This window comes from Methylopila capsulata, from assembly GCF_016907975.1.
Taxonomy (GTDB): domain Bacteria; phylum Pseudomonadota; class Alphaproteobacteria; order Rhizobiales; family Methylopilaceae; genus Methylopila; species Methylopila capsulata.
The window spans coordinates 1-17771 of sequence record NZ_JAFBCY010000006.1 but is presented as its reverse complement, the minus strand read 5'-3'; the positions used below and the strand labels follow the sequence as shown (position 1 = coordinate 17771).

Annotated in this window: 15 protein-coding genes and 1 tRNA gene; 14 read left to right on the top strand and 2 right to left on the bottom strand. The window is 65.5% G+C overall.

Going from position 1 to position 17771, the window contains the following annotated elements; all coding sequences use genetic code 11:
• The 10 genes from JOD31_RS19355 to rpoC all read left to right on the top strand — a co-directional run.
• Positions 1–94, top strand: a 94-nt coding sequence (locus JOD31_RS19355) for an EF-Tu C-terminal domain-related protein (protein ID WP_131837545.1), incomplete at its 5' end; no start/stop codon positions are given.
• 175 nt (positions 95–269) lie between these two features.
• A tRNA-Trp gene (locus JOD31_RS19350) sits at positions 270–346 on the top strand.
• 134 nt (positions 347–480) lie between these two features.
• Complete coding sequence (secE, locus tag JOD31_RS19345; RefSeq protein WP_204952080.1) at positions 481–678, top strand: preprotein translocase subunit SecE; 198 nt, start codon at positions 481–483, stop codon at positions 676–678.
• A complete protein-coding gene (nusG, locus tag JOD31_RS19340) occupies positions 675–1235 on the top strand; it encodes a transcription termination/antitermination protein NusG (RefSeq protein ID WP_204952079.1) in 561 nt (186 codons plus the stop codon). Before secE ends, nusG begins: the two co-directional genes overlap by 4 nt.
• A 109-nt stretch (positions 1236–1344) precedes the next feature.
• Positions 1345–1776 (top strand): 50S ribosomal protein L11, encoded by a 432-nt coding sequence (rplK, locus tag JOD31_RS19335; RefSeq protein ID WP_204952078.1) that lies wholly within the window; start codon positions 1345–1347, stop codon positions 1774–1776.
• 2 nt (positions 1777–1778) lie between these two features.
• A complete protein-coding gene (rplA, locus tag JOD31_RS19330) occupies positions 1779–2480 on the top strand; it encodes a 50S ribosomal protein L1 (RefSeq protein WP_204952077.1) in 702 nt (233 codons plus the stop codon).
• A gap of 332 nt (positions 2481–2812) precedes the next feature.
• The gene (gene rplJ / locus JOD31_RS19325) at positions 2813–3331 is read left to right on the top strand and encodes a 50S ribosomal protein L10 (protein WP_204952076.1); all 519 of its coding nucleotides are present in this window, start codon (positions 2813–2815) and stop codon (positions 3329–3331) included.
• A 48-nt stretch (positions 3332–3379) separates the two neighbouring features.
• The gene (gene rplL / locus JOD31_RS19320) at positions 3380–3751 is read left to right on the top strand and encodes a 50S ribosomal protein L7/L12 (RefSeq protein ID WP_204952075.1); all 372 of its coding nucleotides are present in this window, start codon (positions 3380–3382) and stop codon (positions 3749–3751) included.
• Between the two features lie 271 nt (positions 3752–4022).
• Positions 4023–8141: a DNA-directed RNA polymerase subunit beta gene (gene rpoB / locus JOD31_RS19315; protein WP_204952074.1), complete on the top strand. Its 4119-nt coding sequence runs from the start codon at positions 4023–4025 to the stop codon at positions 8139–8141.
• A gap of 136 nt (positions 8142–8277) precedes the next feature.
• Complete coding sequence (rpoC, locus tag JOD31_RS19310) at positions 8278–12477, top strand: DNA-directed RNA polymerase subunit beta' (protein WP_204952073.1); 4200 nt, start codon at positions 8278–8280, stop codon at positions 12475–12477.
• Positions 12478–12603: 126 nt separating this feature from the next.
• Here rpoC and JOD31_RS19305 read toward each other — a convergent pair whose 3' ends face one another.
• The gene (locus JOD31_RS19305) at positions 12604–13797 is read right to left on the bottom strand and encodes an MFS transporter (protein ID WP_204952072.1); all 1194 of its coding nucleotides are present in this window, start codon (positions 13795–13797) and stop codon (positions 12604–12606) included.
• 53 nt (positions 13798–13850) lie between these two features.
• On the bottom strand, positions 13851–14204 hold the full coding sequence (locus JOD31_RS19300; protein WP_204952071.1) for a DUF1428 domain-containing protein: 354 nt from the start codon (positions 14202–14204) through the stop codon (positions 13851–13853).
• Positions 14205–14652: 448 nt separating this feature from the next.
• On the opposite strand from JOD31_RS19300, the gene rpsL reads away from it, so the two are divergent.
• From rpsL to JOD31_RS19280, 4 genes are all read left to right on the top strand, one after another.
• Positions 14653–15024: a 30S ribosomal protein S12 gene (gene rpsL, locus JOD31_RS19295; RefSeq protein ID WP_020185797.1), complete on the top strand. Its 372-nt coding sequence runs from the start codon at positions 14653–14655 to the stop codon at positions 15022–15024.
• A gap of 11 nt (positions 15025–15035) precedes the next feature.
• A complete protein-coding gene (rpsG, locus tag JOD31_RS19290; RefSeq protein WP_020185796.1) occupies positions 15036–15506 on the top strand; it encodes a 30S ribosomal protein S7 in 471 nt (156 codons plus the stop codon).
• Positions 15507–15533: 27 nt separating this feature from the next.
• Complete coding sequence (fusA, locus tag JOD31_RS19285) at positions 15534–17609, top strand: elongation factor G (protein ID WP_204952070.1); 2076 nt, start codon at positions 15534–15536, stop codon at positions 17607–17609.
• A 67-nt stretch (positions 17610–17676) separates the two neighbouring features.
• Positions 17677–17771: GTP-binding protein (locus tag JOD31_RS19280; RefSeq protein WP_139221393.1), on the top strand; the 95-nt coding region annotated here is incomplete at its 3' end.

The window sequence follows — 17771 nt, the reverse complement described above, 5'->3', positions numbered from 1 at the left end:
CGTGCCGATCGCGATGGAGGAGAAGCTGCGCTTCGCCATCCGCGAAGGCGGCCGCACCGTCGGCGCAGGCGTCGTCGCTTCCATCATCGAGTGATTCTTCCGCCTCTCGCGGGACGAACGAAGTTTCCGCCGGCCGTTCGACCAGACGGCCGGCGCCAAAGCTCTCGAAAGCGTTGACGTCGGCGCTTTTCGTGATCCGTTCGCGCCAGGTGGTTGCGAACGGCCCTTGGGCGTGGCATATGAAGCCCCCGCCCAAGACCCTTGCGCTTAGGAGTGTAGCTCAACTGGTCAGAGCGCCGGTCTCCAAAACCGGAGGTTGCGGGTTCGAGTCCCTCCACTCCTGCCAGCGTGGGATCAAGGTTTTAGGTTCGCCAAAGCGCGGACCAATTGGAGAGCCCTGCTTGCGGGCGATGCGACCTGAAACGACATACTGGGGTGCGGACCTGTCGGCTGCGCCCCTTTTCGACGTGAATTGAGGCTATGGCGAAAACCAGTCCTGTCGAGTTCATTCAAGAGGTAGGCGCCGAGACCTCTAAGGTCGTGTGGCCGACCCGTCGCGAGACGACGATCACCACCGTCATGGTCTTCGTGTTCGTGTTCGTGGCGAGCGTGTTCTTCTTCCTCGCCGACATGATCCTGCGGACCGTGGTCACGTTGATTTTGGGAATCGGACAATGAGCGTGGCAGAGGCTGCCGTGGGCGGCCGGCGCAAGCGCTGGTACATCGTCCATGCCTACTCGAACTTCGAGAAGAAGGTCGCCGAGTCGATCCGCGAGAAGGCGGAGCAGACCGGGCTTTCGGATCTCTTCGAGGAAATCCTCGTCCCGACCGAGAAGGTCGTCGAGGTGCGCCGCGGCCGCAAGGTCGACGCCGAGCGCAAGTTCTTTCCGGGCTACGTGCTGGTGAAGATGGACCTGACGGACCAGGCCTACCACCTGATCCGCAATACCCCGAAAGTGACCGGCTTCCTCGGCGCGGACAACAAGCCGTCGCCGATTTCGGACGCCGAGGCCGGCCGGATCATCCAGCAGGTCCAGGAAGGCATCGAGCGGCCCAAGCCGTCGGTGTCGTTCGAGGTCGGCGAGAACGTCCGGGTTTCGGACGGTCCGTTCGCCTCGTTCTCGGGCGTGGTGCAGGACGTCGACGAGGCGCGGGCGCGCCTCAAGATCGACGTGTCGATCTTCGGTCGCGCGACGACCGTCGATCTCGAATACGGGCAGGTCGAAAAGGTCTGATCCGTTTCCCGCCGTGGGAGAAAGGCGCCGGGCTCTTCGCTCGCCCGGGCCGCCGGTCGCACCACGGACAACGACGGCGGAATGCGAGCGCCGTCCAAGGAGCATCTAAATGGCGAAGAAGATCACAGGCTACATCAAGCTGCAGGTGCCGGCCGGCTCCGCGAACCCGTCGCCGCCGATCGGCCCGGCGCTCGGCCAGCGCGGCCTGAACATCATGGAGTTCTGCAAGGCGTTCAACGCCCAGACCGGCCAGCTCGAAAAGGGCATGCCGATCCCGGTCGTGATCACGGCCTATGCGGACCGTTCGTTCACCTTCCAGCTCAAGACGCCCCCGGTCAGCTACTTCCTGAAGCAGGCCGCCGGCATCAAGTCGGGCTCCAAGACCACCGGCAAGGCGGCCCCCGTCGGCAAGGTGACTCAGGCCCAGCTCCGCGAGATCGCTGAGAAAAAGATGGCCGACCTGAACTGCGCCACCGTCGAATCGGCGGTCGCGATGATCGCGGGCTCCGCCCGCTCCATGGGTCTGACGGTGGAGGCCTGATCATGGCGAAGCTCGCAAAGCGCGTCGCGAAATCCCGCGAGGGCATCGATCGCCTGAAGCTGTACGCCCTGGACGAGGCCATCGGCCTGGTCAAGGAGCGCGCCACGGCGAAGTTCGACGAGACCATCGAGGTCTCGATCAACCTCGGCGTTGACCCGCGTCATGCGGACCAGATGGTCCGCGGCGTCTGTCAGCTGCCGAACGGTTCCGGCCGGACGGTGCGCGTGGGCGTGTTCGCCCGCGGGCCGAAGGCGGACGAAGCCAAGGCGGCCGGCGCGGACATCGTCGGCGCCGAAGACCTGCTCGAGATCGTTCAGGGCGGCACGATCGACTTCGATCGCTGCATCGCGACCCCGGACATGATGCCGCTCGTCGGCCGCCTCGGTAAGGTGCTGGGCCCGCGCGGCCTGATGCCGAACCCGAAGGTGGGCACGGTGACCATGGACGTCGCCGGCGCGGTCAAGGCCGCGAAGGGCGGCGCGGTGGAGTTCCGCGTCGAGAAGGCCGGCATCATCCATGGCGGCGTCGGCAAGGCCTCGTTCGACTCCGAGAAGCTGGTCCAGAACATCAAGGCGTTCGCGGACGCCGTGGTGAAGGCCAAGCCGACCGGCGCCAAGGGCCAGTACGTGCAGAAGATCTCGGTGTCCTCGACGATGGGCCCGGGCGTGCATGTTGAGCCGTCGTCCGTCGTCGGCGGCGCCTGAACAACCCGATTTCGCCCGGAGTTCGCTTCGGGAGAAAAGGAGGGTCGGATCCGTCCGCCCCTCCGAACCTGTCCGAGAAAGCAGGCGCACCTCCATGGGGAGGCCGCTTAAGCCCGGAGCACCGGGACCTGCTGAGACGGGGACGACCGGATTTCGGCCCGCGCGAGCGGCCCGTCCTGCCGGTTCGAACCATCGCCGCGGCGTTCACGCGTCGCGCGCGGACAGGCTTGAAGCCGCCGTTCGCCGGCGGGCCTTCCAGGCCCGCATGACGAACGGTCGTCGCAACCCGGCGGTTCGGCCCCCAAGGTCGGATCGTCAACCGGAGAGAGCACGTGGACCGCGCGGAAAAGCGTGAAATGGTCACGACGCTGAACTCGGTGTTTTCGAACTCCGGGGCCATCGTCGTCGCTCATTACTCGGGTCTGACCGTCGCCCAGATGCAGACGCTTCGTCGGCAGATGCGCGCCGCAGGCGCGAGCGTGAAGGTCGCGAAGAACCGGCTCGCCAAGATCGCTCTCGATGGCACGGACGCCGCCCACATCGGACCCCTTCTCACGGGTCCGACCATCCTCGCCTACAGCGAGGACCCGGTGGCGGCGCCCAAGGTCGCGGTGGAGTTCGCCAAGGGCCACGACAAGTTCGTGATCCTGGGCGGCGCCATGGGCGCGACCTCCCTGAACCCCGACGGCGTGAAGGCTCTGGCCACGCTGCCGTCGCTGGACGAACTGCGCGCGAAGCTCGTGGGCCTTATTCAGGCTCCCGCGACCAAGCTCGCGCAGCTCTCCACCGCGCCTGCCGCAAAGCTTGCGCGCGTGTTTGGGGCTTACGCCAAGCGAGACGAGGCGGCGTGACGCCGTTCTTCATTTCAAAAACTGGTTCGAACTCAAGGACGTAGAACAATGGCTGATCTGACGAAGATCGTCGACGAACTGTCCAACCTGACGGTTCTCGAAGCTGCGGAGCTCGCGAAGCTCCTCGAAGAGAAGTGGGGCGTCTCGGCCGCTGCGGCGGTCGCGGTCGCTGGTCCGGCGGCCGCCGCCGCTGCGCCGGTCGAAGAGCAGACCGAGTTCACGGTCATGCTCGCCGCCGCCGGCGACAAGAAGATCGAGGTCATCAAGGAGGTCCGCGCGATCACCGGCCTCGGGCTCAAGGAAGCCAAGGACCTCGTCGAGGCGGCCCCGAAGGCCGTCAAGGAAGCCGTCTCGAAGGACGAGGGCGAGAAGCTCAAGGCCCAGCTCGAGAAGGCTGGCGCCAAGGTCGAGCTCAAGTGATCCGTCGCAGGCTTTCGGCCTGCGTCTGATCTGCCGTCGCGGGAGCGCCCCTCGGGCGCTTCCGCGACACGCGAAAGCCGCGGGGAAGGGGCGCTCGTCGAGCGTGTCGTCCCACGCGGCTTAAGCGCCTTCCGGGCCATTGTCCCGGCGGCGTGACGTACAAGCGGAGACCCGGGACCGTCCGGCTCCGCCACGCCTGACCCAAGGACCGTCCGGCGGTTCCGACGGTCTTTGGATCAGGCGTGCCCCTCCGGCATGGATGAGGAAGACGATGGCTCATACGATCACCGGCCGCAAGCGTGTCCGCAAGTTCTTCGGTAAGATCCGCGAAGTCGCGGCGATGCCGAACCTGATCGAAATCCAGAAGGCGTCTTACGACCAGTTCCTTCTGTTTGGTCAGGGCGGCTCTCGGCCGGATGAAGGCCTTCAGACCGTGTTCAAGTCGGTGTTCCCGATCTCGGACTTCTCGAACAGCTCGATGCTGGAGTTCGTGAAGTACGAGTTCGAGCAGCCGAAGTACGACGTCGACGAGTGCCGTCAGCGCGGCATGACCTTCGCGGCGCCGCTGAAGGTGACGCTGCGTCTCATCGTGTTCGACGTGGACGAGGAGACCGGCGCGAAGTCCGTCAAGGACATCAAGGAGCAGGACGTCTACATGGGCGACATGCCCCTGATGACGGACAACGGCACCTTCATCGTCAACGGCACCGAGCGCGTCATCGTCTCGCAGATGCATCGCTCGCCCGGCGTGTTCTTCGACCACGACAAGGGCAAGACGCACTCCTCGGGCAAGCTGCTGTTCGCCGCCCGCATCATCCCGTACCGCGGCTCCTGGCTCGACATCGAATTCGACGCCAAGGACATCGTGCATGCGCGCATCGACCGTCGCCGGAAGATCCCGGTGACGTCGCTGATGTTCGCCCTCGGCATGGACGGCGAGGAAATCCTCGACACCTTCTACAACAAGGTTCGCTACGTCCGTGACGGCGAGGCTTGGCGCACGCCGTTCGACGGCGCGCGCATGAAGGGCATGAACGTCACGGTCGACCTGATCGACGCCGACACCGGCGAGGTCGCGCTCGAGGCCGGCAAGAAGCTCACCGTCCGTCAGGCCCGCCTGATCGTCGAGAAGGGGGTCAAGGACCTCCGGATCGCCAACGAGGAGCTTGTCGGTCAGTACATCGCCGAGGACATCGTCAACGCCGAGACCGGTGAGATCTGGGCGGAAGCCGGCGAGGAGATCAGCGCCAAGCTGCTTGAGACGCTGCAGGACGCCGGGATCGATGAGCTCGACCTGCTCGACATCGACCACGTCAACACCGGCGGCTACATCCGCAACACGCTGATGGTGGACAAGAACAACTCCCGCGAGGAGGCCCTGTTCGACATCTACCGCGTCATGCGTCCGGGCGAGCCGCCCACGCTCGACACCGCCGAGAACATGTTCCAGTCGCTGTTCTTCGACAGCGAGCGCTACGACCTCTCGGCTGTCGGCCGCGTGAAGATGAACATGCGTCTCGACCTCGACGCCGAGGACACCGTGCGGACGCTCCGCAAGGCGGACATCCTCGCGGTCATCAAGACGCTGGTCGACCTGCGCGACGGCAAGGGCGAGATCGACGACATCGACCACCTCGGCAACCGCCGGGTGCGCTCGGTCGGCGAGCTCATGGAGAACCAGTACCGCGTCGGCCTGCTCCGCATGGAGCGCGCCATCAAGGAGCGCATGTCGTCGGTCGAGATCGACACCGTCATGCCGCAGGACCTGATCAACGCGAAGCCCGCGGCCGCCGCCGTGCGCGAGTTCTTCGGCTCGTCGCAGCTGTCGCAGTTCATGGACCAGACCAACCCGCTCTCCGAGATCACGCACAAGCGTCGTCTCTCGGCGCTCGGGCCCGGCGGTCTGACGCGTGAGCGCGCGGGCTTCGAAGTCCGCGACGTGCACCCGACCCATTACGGCCGCATCTGCCCGATCGAGACGCCGGAAGGCCCGAACATCGGCCTGATCAACTCGCTCGCGACCTTCGCGCGGGTGAACAAGTACGGCTTCATCGAGGCCCCGTACCGCAAGGTGCGCGACGGCGCCGTGACCGACGAGGTGCACTACCTCTCGGCTGTCGAGGAATCCAAGCACCACGTCGCGCAGGCGAACGCCGTCCTCGACGCCTCGGGCAAGTTCACCGACGACCTGGTCGTCTGCCGGCACATGGGCGAGGTGGTGTTCGTTTCGATCGACCGCGTCGACTACATGGACGTGTCGCCGAAGCAGCTCGTCTCGGTCGCGGCCGCGCTGATCCCGTTCCTTGAGAACGACGACGCGAACCGCGCTCTCATGGGCTCGAACATGCAGCGGCAGGCCGTGCCGCTCGTGAAGGCGGACGCTCCGTTCGTCGGCACCGGCATGGAGGCCGTGGTCGCCCGCGACTCCGGCGCCGCCATCGCCGCGCGCCGTTCGGGCATCATCGACCAGGTCGACGCGACCCGTATCGTCATCCGCGCGAACGAGGAGAGCGACGCCTCGAAGCCGGGCGTCGACATCTACCGGCTGATGAAGTTCCAGCGCTCCAACCAGTCGACCTGCATCACGCAGAAGCCGCTGGTCCGCGTGGGCGACATCGTCAAGAAGGGCGAGATCATCGCCGACGGCCCGTCGACGGAGCTCGGCGAGCTGGCGCTCGGCCGGAACGTGCTCGTCGCGTTCATGCCGTGGAACGGCTACAACTTCGAGGACTCCATCCTCCTCAGCGAGAAGATCGTCTCCGACGACGTCTTCACCTCGATCCACATCGAGGAGTTCGAGGTGATGGCCCGCGACACCAAGCTCGGGCCGGAGGAGATCACGCGCGACATTCCGAACGTGTCGGAAGAGGCGCTGAAGAACCTCGACGAAGCCGGCATCACCTACATCGGCGCGGAAGTGCAGGCGGGCGACATCCTCGTCGGCAAGATCACGCCGAAGGGCGAAAGCCCGATGACGCCGGAGGAGAAGCTGCTCCGCGCCATCTTCGGCGAGAAGGCGTCCGACGTGCGCGACACCTCGCTCCGGGTTCCGCCCGGCGTGACGGGCACGATCGTGGAAGTGCGCGTGTTCAACCGGCACGGCGTCGACAAGGACGAGCGCGCCCAGGCGATCGAGCGCGAGGAGATCGAGCGGCTCGCCAAGGACCGCGACGACGAGCTCGCGATCCTCGACCGCAACACCTACGCGCGCCTCGGCGAGATGCTGGTCGGCAAGACCGTCATCTCGGGTCCGAAGACGATCAAGAAGGACGCGGAGCTCACCCGCGAGAGCCTCACCGAGGCTCCGCGCTCGCAGTGGTGGCAGATCGCCGTCTCGGACGACAAGATGATGTCCGAGCTGGAGGCCATGCGCGCCCAGTACGACGAGCAGAAGAAGCGGCTCGAGCAGCGGTTCCTCGACAAGGTTGAGAAGCTGCAGCGCGGCGACGAGATGCCCCCCGGCGTGATGAAGATGGTCAAGGTCTTCATCGCGGTGAAGCGCAAGATCCAGCCGGGCGACAAGATGGCCGGCCGGCACGGCAACAAGGGCGTCGTGTCGCGGATCGTGCCGGTCGAGGACATGCCGTTCCTGGCGGACGGCACCCACGCCGACATCGTGCTCAACCCGCTCGGCGTGCCGAGCCGGATGAACGTCGGGCAGATCCTCGAGACCCATCTCGGCTGGGCCTGCGCTGGTCTTGGCCGCAAGATCGGCGAGGCGATCGACGCCTATCGCGCCGGCGCCGCCATCGACGGGCTCAAGTCGACGCTCCACAGCGTCTACGGCGACGATCCGAAGGTGAAGGAGCTCGACGACAAGGAGCTCGTCGAGATGTCGGAGAACCTCCGTCGCGGCGTTCCGATCGCCACGCCGGTGTTCGACGGCGCCAAGGAAGCGGACATCGAGCGCATGCTCGAGCTCGCGGGCGTGGCGACGTCTGGCCAGGTGACGCTCTTCGACGGACGCACCGGCGAGACGTTCGATCGACAGGTGACGGTGGGCTACATATATATGCTCAAGCTTCACCATCTCGTGGACGACAAGATCCACGCGCGTTCGATCGGACCGTACTCGCTCGTCACCCAGCAGCCGCTGGGCGGCAAGGCGCAGTTCGGCGGGCAGCGCTTCGGCGAGATGGAGGTCTGGGCGCTCGAGGCTTACGGCGCCGCCTACACGCTGCAGGAGATGCTGACGGTGAAGTCGGACGACGTCGCAGGCCGCACCAAGGTCTACGAGTCGATCGTCCGCGGCGACGACGCCTTCGAGGCCGGCATTCCGGAGAGCTTCAACGTGCTCGTGAAGGAAATGCGGTCGCTTGGCCTGAACGTCGATCTGCACACGTCGAAGCGCGTCGCAGGCGAGCTTCCCCCCGCCGACGCGGCGGAGTGACGATCGCTCCTTCCGGGGGAGCGATCGTGCGGCGGACGGACCTCGTGGTCCGCCCGCTGGGCTGCATAGGGATTTTTAAGCGGACCTTGCCGGCGTTGAGCGGCGGCGCCTCAGGGTCACGCGGAAGGAGACGGCGATGAACCAAGAAGTGATGAATCTCTTCAACACGCAGGTTCCGGCCCAGACGTTCGACCAGATCCGGATCTCGATCGCTAGCCCCGAGAAGATACTCTCGTGGTCGTTCGGCGAGATCAAGAAGCCCGAGACGATCAACTACCGGACCTTCAAGCCGGAGCGCGACGGCCTGTTCTGCGCCCGGATCTTTGGCCCGATCAAGGACTACGAGTGCTTGTGCGGCAAGTACAAGCGCATGAAGTACAAGGGCGTCATCTGCGAGAAGTGCGGCGTTGAGGTCACCCTCTCGCGCGTGCGCCGCGAGCGCATGGGCCACATCGAACTGGCCGCGCCGGTCGCCCACATCTGGTTCCTGAAGTCGCTGCCGTCGCGCATCGGCCTGCTGATGGACATGACCCTCAAGGATCTTGAGGCGATCCTGTACTTCGAGAAGTACGTGGTGCTCGAGACCGGCCTGACGCCGCTCAAGGACCGCCAGCTCCTCACCGAAGACGAGTACATCCGCGCTCAGGACGAGTACGGCGAGGACGCCTTCACCGCGCAGATCGGCGCGGAGGCGATCCAGTCGATGCTGCGCACGCTCGACCTCGAGAAGATGGCGGCCGACATTCGCGTCGAGATCTCGGAGGCCACCACCGAGCTCAAGCCGAAGAAGCTCGCCAAGCGGCTGAAGATCGTCGAGGCCTTCATCGAGTCGGGCAACAAGCCCGACTGGATGATCATGACCATCGTGCCGGTGATCCCGCCGGACCTACGTCCGCTCGTGCCGCTCGACGGCGGCCGCTTCGCGACGTCCGACCTTAACGACCTCTACCGCCGCGTGATCAACCGCAACAACCGCCTCAAGCGGCTTATCGAGCTGCGCGCGCCGGACATCATCATCCGCAACGAGAAGCGGATGCTGCAGGAAGCCGTCGACGCGCTGTTCGACAACGGCCGCCGCGGCCGCGTCATCACGGGCGTCAACAAGCGTCCGCTGAAGTCGCTGTCCGACATGCTCAAGGGCAAGCAGGGCCGTTTCCGCCAGAACCTGCTCGGCAAGCGCGTCGACTACTCCGGCCGTTCCGTCATCGTGGTCGGCCCCGAGCTGAAGCTGCACCAGTGCGGCCTGCCGAAGAAGATGGCGCTCGAGCTGTTCAAGCCGTTCATCTATTCGCGGCTTGACGCCAAGGGTCTGTCGGCGACCGTGAAGCAGGCGAAGAAGCTCGTCGAGAAGGAAAAGCCCGAGGTTTGGGACATCCTCGACGAGGTGATCCGCGAGCATCCGGTGATGCTGAACCGCGCGCCGACGCTCCACCGCCTCGGCATCCAGGCGTTCGAGCCGGTGCTGATCGAGGGCAAGGCGATCCAGCTTCACCCGCTGGTCTGCGCTGCGTTCAACGCCGACTTCGACGGCGACCAGATGGCCGTGCACGTTCCGCTGAGCCTCGAGGCCCAGCTGGAAGCGCGCGTCCTCATGATGTCGACGAACAACATCCTGCATCCCGCGAACGGCCAGCCGATCATCGTGCCGTCGCAGGACATCGTGCTCGGCCTCTATTACCTGACGCTGATGCGCGACAAGGAGCCGGGCGAGGGTATGGCCTTCGCCAACATGGGCGAGCTTGAGCAGGCGCTGTTCACCAAGTCGGTGACGCTGCACACCAAGATCAAGGGTCGCCACGTCGGCATCGACGCGGATGGCAATAATGTCTCGAAGATCTACGAGACCACGCCGGGCCGCATGATGCTCGGCCAGTTGCTGCCGAAGACCCCGAAGCTGACCTTCGACGTCGTCAACAAGCTGATGACGAAGAAGGAAATCTCGAACATGATCGACACAGTCTACCGAAATTGCGGTCAGAAGGACACGGTCATCTTCTGCGACCGGATCATGACGCTCGGCTTCACCAACGCGTTCAAGGCGGGCATCTCGTTCGGCAAGGACGACATGGTCGTGCCGGAGACGAAGACGAAGATCGTCGACGACACCCGGACGCTGGCGAAGGAATACGAGCAGCAGTACCAGGACGGCCTGATCACCCAGGGTGAGAAGTACAACAAGGTCGTCGACGCCTGGGCGAAGTGCACGGACAAGATCGCCGACGAGATGATGGCGCGGATTTCCGCGGTCCAGATCGACAAGGAGACTGGGCGCACCAAGCAGATCAACTCGATCTACATGATGAGCCACTCGGGCGCCCGCGGCTCGCCGGCGCAGATGAAGCAGCTCGCCGGCATGCGCGGCCTCATGGCCAAGCCGTCGGGCGAGATCATCGAGAGCCCCATCATCTCGAACTTCAAGGAAGGCCTCTCGGTTCTCGAGTACTTCAACTCCACCCACGGCGCCCGTAAGGGCCTCGCGGACACGGCGCTGAAGACCGCGAACTCGGGCTATCTGACCCGACGTCTCGTGGACGTGGCGCAGGACTGCATCATCACCGAGGACGATTGCGGCACCGAGGCGGGCATCCGCGTTCGCGCCGTCATCGACGCGGGCCAGATCGTGGCCACGCTCGGCATGCGCATTCTCGGCCGCACCGTCGCGGAGGACGTCTACAACCCGGCGACGGGCGAAGTGGTCGTTCCGAAGAACACGCTGGTGACCGAGAAGGACGTGGACCTCGTGCACGCCGCTGGCGTTCAGGAAGTCCGCATCCGTTCGGTGCTGACCTGCGAGACCAAGATCGGCGTCTGCGTGGCCTGCTACGGCCGCGACCTGGCGCGCGGCACCCCGGTCAACCACGGTGAGGCCGTCGGCGTCATCGCGGCGCAGTCGATCGGGGAGCCGGGCACGCAGCTCACCATGCGCACGTTCCACATCGGCGGCACGGCGCAGCTGGCGGACTCGTCCTTCCTCGAAAGCACGTTCGAGGGTACGATCAAGCTCCGCAACCGCAACACGGCGCGGAACTCGGACGGCGACCTGATCGTCATGGGCCGCAACGTGGCCGTCATCATCCTCGACGCCGACGGCGTGACGGAGCGGTCGACGCACCGCCTCCTCTACGGCTCGAAGCTTCGGGTCGACGACGGCGACAAGATCAAGCGCGGCCAGCGCATCGCCGAGTGGGATCCGTACACCCGTCCGATCCTTACCGAGGTGGACGGCAAGGCCGGGTTCGAGGATCTGGTCGAGGGCGCCTCGCTGAAGGAGAGCTCGGACGAGGCGACGGGCATCACCAAGCGCGTCGTCACCGACTGGCGGACGTCCACGCGCAACGCGGACCTGAAGCCGGCGATCGTGATCCACGGTCCCGACGGCAAGATCGCGAAGCCCGCGAAGGGCGGCGAGGCGCGTTACCTTCTCGCGGCCGACGCCATCCTCTCGGTGTCGCCCGGCTCCGAGGTCCAAGCGGGCGACGTGCTGGCGCGTATCCCGTTGGAGAGCGCCAAGACGCGCGACATCACCGGCGGTCTGCCGCGGGTGGCGGAGCTGTTCGAGGCGCGTCGTCCGAAGGATGCGGCGGTCATCGCCGAGATCTCCGGCACGGTGCAGTTCGGCAAGGACTACAAGAACAAGCGTCGCCTGACGCTCGTTCCGAGCGACGGCGACGAGCCGGTCGAGTACCTGATCCCGAAAGGCAAGCACGTCCATCTGCAGGACGGCGACGTGGTGGAGAAGGGCGACTACATCGTCGACGGCAACCCTGCGCCGCACGACATCCTGGCGATCAAGGGCGTGGAGGAGCTTGCGGCTTACCTCGTCAACGAGATCCAGGAGGTCTACCGGCTTCAGGGCGTGCAGATCAACGACAAGCACATCGAGGTGATCGTTCGCCAGATGCTGCAGAAGGTCGAGATCTCCGACGCCGGCGAGACCGAGCTGCTCACCAACGAGCAGGTCGATCGGATGGAGTTCGACGAGATCAACGCCAAGATGATCGCCGAGGGCAAGAAGCCTGCGGTCGGCCATCCGGTGCTGCTCGGCATCACCAAGGCCAGCCTGCAGACCCGCTCGTTCATCTCGGCCGCGTCGTTCCAGGAGACGACCCGCGTCCTCACAGAGGCCGCGGTCAACGGCAAGGTGGACGACCTCGAGGGGCTGAAGGAGAACGTGATCGTCGGCCGCCTCATCCCGGCGGGCACCGGCTCGGTCATGAGCAAGGTCCGCGAGATCGCGACCCACCGCGACGAACTCATCCTCGCCCAGAAGGCGCAGGAGTCGGGCGTCACGCCGGCGAACGCCGGCCTGCTTCCGGCCTCCGACGCCGCGGAGTGAGGGGAGGGGCCTAGCGCCTCTTTCGGAAAGATGGAAAGGGCCGCCGGGATCACCGGCGGCCCTTTTTCGTTGCGCAAGGCTGCGGGAGTGGGGCCGAGGCGCACTTCGGTCCGGAGGCTCGGACGGTCAGCTCGAGGAGGCCTGGACGGCCGCTGGCTTCGACGCGACGAGGAAGCAGACGGCGGCCCCGAAGATGACGGCCCCGAACGCGGCGGCCAGCGTGAATACCAGGCCGAACCCGCCGGCGGCGTGCGCCACGGCGATCAGGGGCGCCGCGAAGCCGCTTGCGGTGAAGCCGAGAAAGTAGCGAACGCTGTAGGCCTTTGTCCGGAGGTGCGGCGGCGCGTAGCGCGCGACCATCGCGTCGTTCACCACGACCTGCCCGTAGATTGCGGCGATGGCCAGCGCGAGCCCGGCCAGCATCGGCGCGCCCCCCGTCGTCGCGGCGATCGCAAGGCCGAGAGGCTGCAGAACGGCGAGGCCGACGAAGATCGTGGGAAGCGGAACCCGGTCGACGAGCCTGCCGACGATCAGCTGGGTCATCGCGCCGAACAGAAAGACGCCCGTCGCCAGGGCGCCGGTGACGGCGAGCGGCACGTCGAGCCCGAGCCGCTCGTCGATCGCTTTCGGCAGCGAGATGCTGGTTATGTTGAACGTCATGCCGCCGGCGATCAGCGCCGCGGCGAAGAGCGCGAGCAGCACGGGAATCCTCAGTCCAACGCTCGACGCCGGAGCCTGTTTTGGCCCTGCGGCGCGGGCCTCCGCCTCCGCCGGCGCAAACGCGAGATAGGCCAGTCCGACCGCGAGGCAGACCGCCGCCGGCGCGAGAAACGCGGCGCGCCAGCCCAGCGAGCTTGCAAGCAGTGCGGTGCCGCCGGAGGCGAAGGCCGAGCCGAGATTTCCGAACACCCCGTTCCAGCCGAGCGAGCGGCCGAGCGCCGACGCGTGGCTGACCAGGAGCGAGGCGCCGATCGGGTGGTAGATCGCTGTGAACACGCCGAGCGCAAACAGCCACGCCGCGATCGCGGTCGGCGTCGTGCTGGCGCTGAGCCCGGCCAGCGACGCGGCGCAGCCGAAGAAGAACGCGGCGAGCAGGTTTCGGCGTCCGACCCGTTCGGCGAGCCAGCCCATGGGCAGAGCGAACAGGCCGAATGCGACGAAAGCTCCGGTGGAGAGCGCGATCATCGGCCCATAGTCGCGGCCGAGATCAGCCGCCATGGCGATCACCGCGGTCGGATAGATCAGCAGAACATAATGATCGAGCGCATGGGCGACGTTGACGAAGGCCAGGGCGCGTCGGGAGGAACTGGACGGCGTCACGGGCGTGTCCTCGGCGAGGGGGCAGGCGCTCAGGCCTGCGCCCTACCTTACACTCAACGCCTGACGAAGACGTTGAACCCGCCGAAGATCATGCGCTTGCCGTCGAACGGAGCGTCCTTCATCGAGGCCGCGAGGCGGGGATCGGCCATGACCTTCGCCACCGTCGCGTCGCGCGCCTCCCGCGACGGATATTCGATCCAGGAGAAGAACACCGTCTCCTCGTCCTTCTGCTGAACGGCGCGCGGGAAGGAGGTCAACTCTCCGTAGGGCACGTCGTCGGCGGCGCACTCCACGAACGCCACGGCGCCGTGCTCCATCCAGACGGCCGCCGCCGTCTCCGCGAGCTCCCTGTAGGCCTCGAGTTTGTCCAACGGGACGGCGACGACGAATCCATCGACATAGCTCACGGGCGATTCTCCTCTTGCTGTTTTCTGGCGTTCCGTTCAAAGGACGTTCGAGCGCCGCCGGATCCGACATCCGGGGGGAAAAACGTCTCGCCGGGCCCGCGTTTGCACGTCGTTAAGGTCTGGACCGGCGGTTTTCGCTTCGTAGGACCGAAAGTCCGGTGGCGCTGTTGACTATGTCCGAGTCGCGGGGTAGAAGCCGCTCACTCTTCGGCAGGCGGTAATTCCACGCTGTCGCATGCGGCCTACGCAGCGACCCTTCGGAATTAGACGCTGTCGCGACCACACGGTCAGTTGCGGTTCATGACCCCGGCGCTTCGTCGTCGTTGGTCCTCTGCAGGGAGCGACGCTCCCCTTCGGTTTTCCGAAGGGCGGCGTCATTTCGTTCTGTTCGGTCCTCATCCTGGGCCGTCCGGAACGCCGGTTTATAAGGGAAGCGGTTAGGCCAACGATGCCCACCATCAGCCAGTTGATCCGCAAGCCGCGGCAGGCGCCGACGGCGCGCAACAAGGTTCCGGCGCTTCAGGCGTGCCCGCAGAAGCGCGGCGTCTGCACGCGCGTCTACACCACCACGCCGAAGAAGCCGAACTCGGCGCTTCGTAAGGTCGCCAAGGTCCGTCTCACCAATGGCTTCGAGGTCATCGGCTACATTCCTGGCGAGGGTCACAACCTCCAGGAACACTCGGTCGTCATGATCCGCGGCGGCCGCGTGAAGGACCTTCCGGGCGTGCGTTACCACATTCTTCGCGGCGTGCTCGACACGCAGGGCGTCAAGAACCGCAAGCAGCGCCGGTCCAAGTACGGCGCCAAGCGGCCGAAGTGAGGTTCTGAGATATGTCCCGTCGTCACTCCGCCGAACGCCGCGAAGTCCATCCCGATCCGAAGTTCGGGGACATCGTGGTCACGAAGTTCATGAACACGGTCATGAAGCACGGCAAGAAGTCCGCTGCTGAAACGATCGTCTACGGCGCCTTCGACACCGTCGAGACCAAGCTCAAGCAGAGCCCGGTCGCCGTGTTCCACCAGGCGCTCGACAACATCGCGCCGGCCCTCGAAGTTCGCTCCCGCCGGGTCGGCGGCGCGACCTACCAGGTTCCGGTCGAGGTTCGCCCGGAGCGCCGTCAGGCGCTCGCGCTTCGCTGGCTGCTGGCTTCGGCCCGCGCCCGCAACGAAAAGACCATGGTCGACCGTCTGTCGGCCGAACTGATCGACGCTTCGAACAACCGCGGCTCCGCCGTGAAGAAGCGCGAGGACACGCACCGCATGGCGGAAGCGAACCGCGCCTTCTCGCACTACCGCTGGTAATCGAGCAGAGATTGAAGGACTGAGATCATGGCCCGTTCCCACGCGATCGAAGACTATCGTAACTTCGGCATCATGGCCCACATTGATGCCGGCAAGACGACGACGACCGAGCGCGTCCTGTTCTATTCCGGCAAGTCCCATAAGATCGGCGAAGTCCACGACGGCGCCGCAACCATGGACTGGATGGAGCAGGAGCAGGAGCGCGGCATCACGATCACGTCCGCCGCGACGACTACCTTCTGGAACGACCATCGCCTGAACATCATCGACACGCCGGGCCACGTCGACTTCACGATCGAAGTCGAGCGTTCGCTCCGCGTGCTCGACGGCGCCGTGTGCGTGCTCGACGGCAACCAGGGCGTCGAGCCCCAGACCGAGACCGTGTGGCGTCAGGCCGACAAGTACGAAGTGCCGCGTATCGTGTTCGTCAACAAGATGGACAAGATCGGCGCGGACTTCTTCCGCTGCGTCAGCGAGATCGACAGCCGCGTGGCCGGCAAGCCGGTCTGCATTCAGCTTCCGATTGGTTCGGAGTCGAACTTCCTCGGCATCATCGACCTTGTCCGCATGAAGGCGGTCGTGTGGGAGAACGAGAACCTCGGCGCAAACTACCACGACGAAGAGATCCCGGCTGATCTCGCCGATCAGGCTCTCGAGTACCGCAACATGATGATCGAGCGGGCCGTCGAGCTCGACGACGCGGCGCTCGAGAAGTTCCTCGAGGGCGAAGAGCCCGACGAGGCGACGCTGAAAAGCCTGCTCCGCAAGGCCGTCATCACGCGCGCCTTCACGCCGGTGCTCTGCGGCTCGGCCTTCAAGAACAAGGGCGTTCAGCCGCTGCTCGACGCGGTGGTCGACTATCTTCCGAGCCCGCTCGATCGCGGCGCGGTCGACGGCGTCGACTTCAAGACCGAAGAGCCGATCGTTCGCCGTCCGTCCGACGACGAGGGTCTCTCGGTCCTCGCGTTCAAGATCATGGACGACCCGTTCGTCGGCACCATCACCTTCTGCCGCGTCTACTCGGGCAAGCTGGAGTCGGGTTCGACCCTGCTGAACTCGACCCGCGACAAGAAGGAGCGCGTCGGCCGCATGCTCCTGATGCATGCGAACAACCGCGAAGACATCAAGGAAGCCTACGCCGGCGACATCGTCGCTCTGGCCGGCCTCAAGGATGTCCGCACCGGCGACACGCTGTGCGATCCGCTGAAGGCTGTGATCCTGGAGCAGATGGTGTTCCCGGAGCCGGTCATCGAGATCGCGATCGAGCCGAAGACCAAGGCCGACCAGGAGAAGCTGGGCATCGCCCTGTCGAAGCTCGCGGCTGAGGACCCGTCCTTCCGCGTGTCGACCGACCAGGAGTCCGGCCAGACCATCCTCAAGGGGATGGGCGAGCTCCATCTCGACATCAAGGTCGACATTCTGCGCCGCACCTACAAGGTCGACGCGAACATCGGCGCTCCGCAGGTCGCCTACCGCGAGACCCTGACGAAGCCGGTCGACATTGACTACACGCACAAGAAGCAGACCGGCGGCACGGGCCAGTTCGCTCGCGTGAAGTTCCACATCTCGCCGAACGAAGTCGGTGCCGGTTTCGCCTTCGAGTCGAAGGTGGTCGGCGGTTCTGTGCCGAAGGAGTACATCCCGGGCGTGCAGAAGGGCCTCGAGTCGGTCCTCGGGTCGGGCGTGGTCGCGGGCTTCCCCGTGGTCGACGTCAAGGTCGAGTTGGTCGACGGCGCCTACCACGAGGTCGACTCCTCGGCGCTCGCCTTCGAAATCGCGTCCCGTGCGGCGTTCCGCGAGGCCCTGCAGAAGGGCGGCGCGGTCCTGCTCGAGCCGATCATGAAGGTCGAGGTCGTCACTCCTGAAGACTACACCGGCTCGGTCATCGGCGACCTCAACTCCCGCCGCGGCCAGATCCAGGGCCAGGACATGCGAGGCAACGCGAACGTGGTGAACGCCATGGTCCCGCTCGCCAACATGTTCGGCTACATCAACACGCTGCGTTCGTTCAGCCAGGGCCGGGCGAACTACAGCATGGAATTCGACCACTACGAGCAGGTTCCGTCCAACGTCGCGCAGGAGGTTCAGGCGAAGTACGCCTGATCTTCCCGCAGCGAGTTCAAGACGAAACCCTTAGAGACGATTTAGAGAAAAGAACGGAGCCTTCGCCATGGCCAAGGAAAAGTTCGCGCGGACGAAGCCGCATTGCAACATTGGGACGATTGGTCATGTTGACCATGGCAAGACGTCTCTGACGGCGGCGAT

Excerpts from the sequence above, each read along its gene's own strand:
- secE (WP_204952080.1), top strand. The coding sequence starts at position 481 with ATGGCGAAAACCAGTCCTGTCGAGTTCATTCAAGAGGTAGGCGCCGAG.
- nusG (WP_204952079.1), top strand. The coding sequence starts at position 675 with ATGAGCGTGGCAGAGGCTGCCGTGGGCGGCCGGCGCAAGCGCTGGTAC.
- rplK (WP_204952078.1), top strand. The coding sequence starts at position 1,345 with ATGGCGAAGAAGATCACAGGCTACATCAAGCTGCAGGTGCCGGCCGGC.
- rplA (WP_204952077.1), top strand. The coding sequence starts at position 1,779 with ATGGCGAAGCTCGCAAAGCGCGTCGCGAAATCCCGCGAGGGCATCGAT.
- rplL (WP_204952075.1), top strand. The coding sequence starts at position 3,380 with ATGGCTGATCTGACGAAGATCGTCGACGAACTGTCCAACCTGACGGTT.
- rpoB (WP_204952074.1), top strand. The coding sequence starts at position 4,023 with ATGGCTCATACGATCACCGGCCGCAAGCGTGTCCGCAAGTTCTTCGGT.
- rpoC (WP_204952073.1), top strand. The coding sequence starts at position 8,278 with ATGAACCAAGAAGTGATGAATCTCTTCAACACGCAGGTTCCGGCCCAG.
- rpsL (WP_020185797.1), top strand. The coding sequence starts at position 14,653 with ATGCCCACCATCAGCCAGTTGATCCGCAAGCCGCGGCAGGCGCCGACG.
- rpsG (WP_020185796.1), top strand. The coding sequence starts at position 15,036 with ATGTCCCGTCGTCACTCCGCCGAACGCCGCGAAGTCCATCCCGATCCG.
- fusA (WP_204952070.1), top strand. The coding sequence starts at position 15,534 with ATGGCCCGTTCCCACGCGATCGAAGACTATCGTAACTTCGGCATCATG.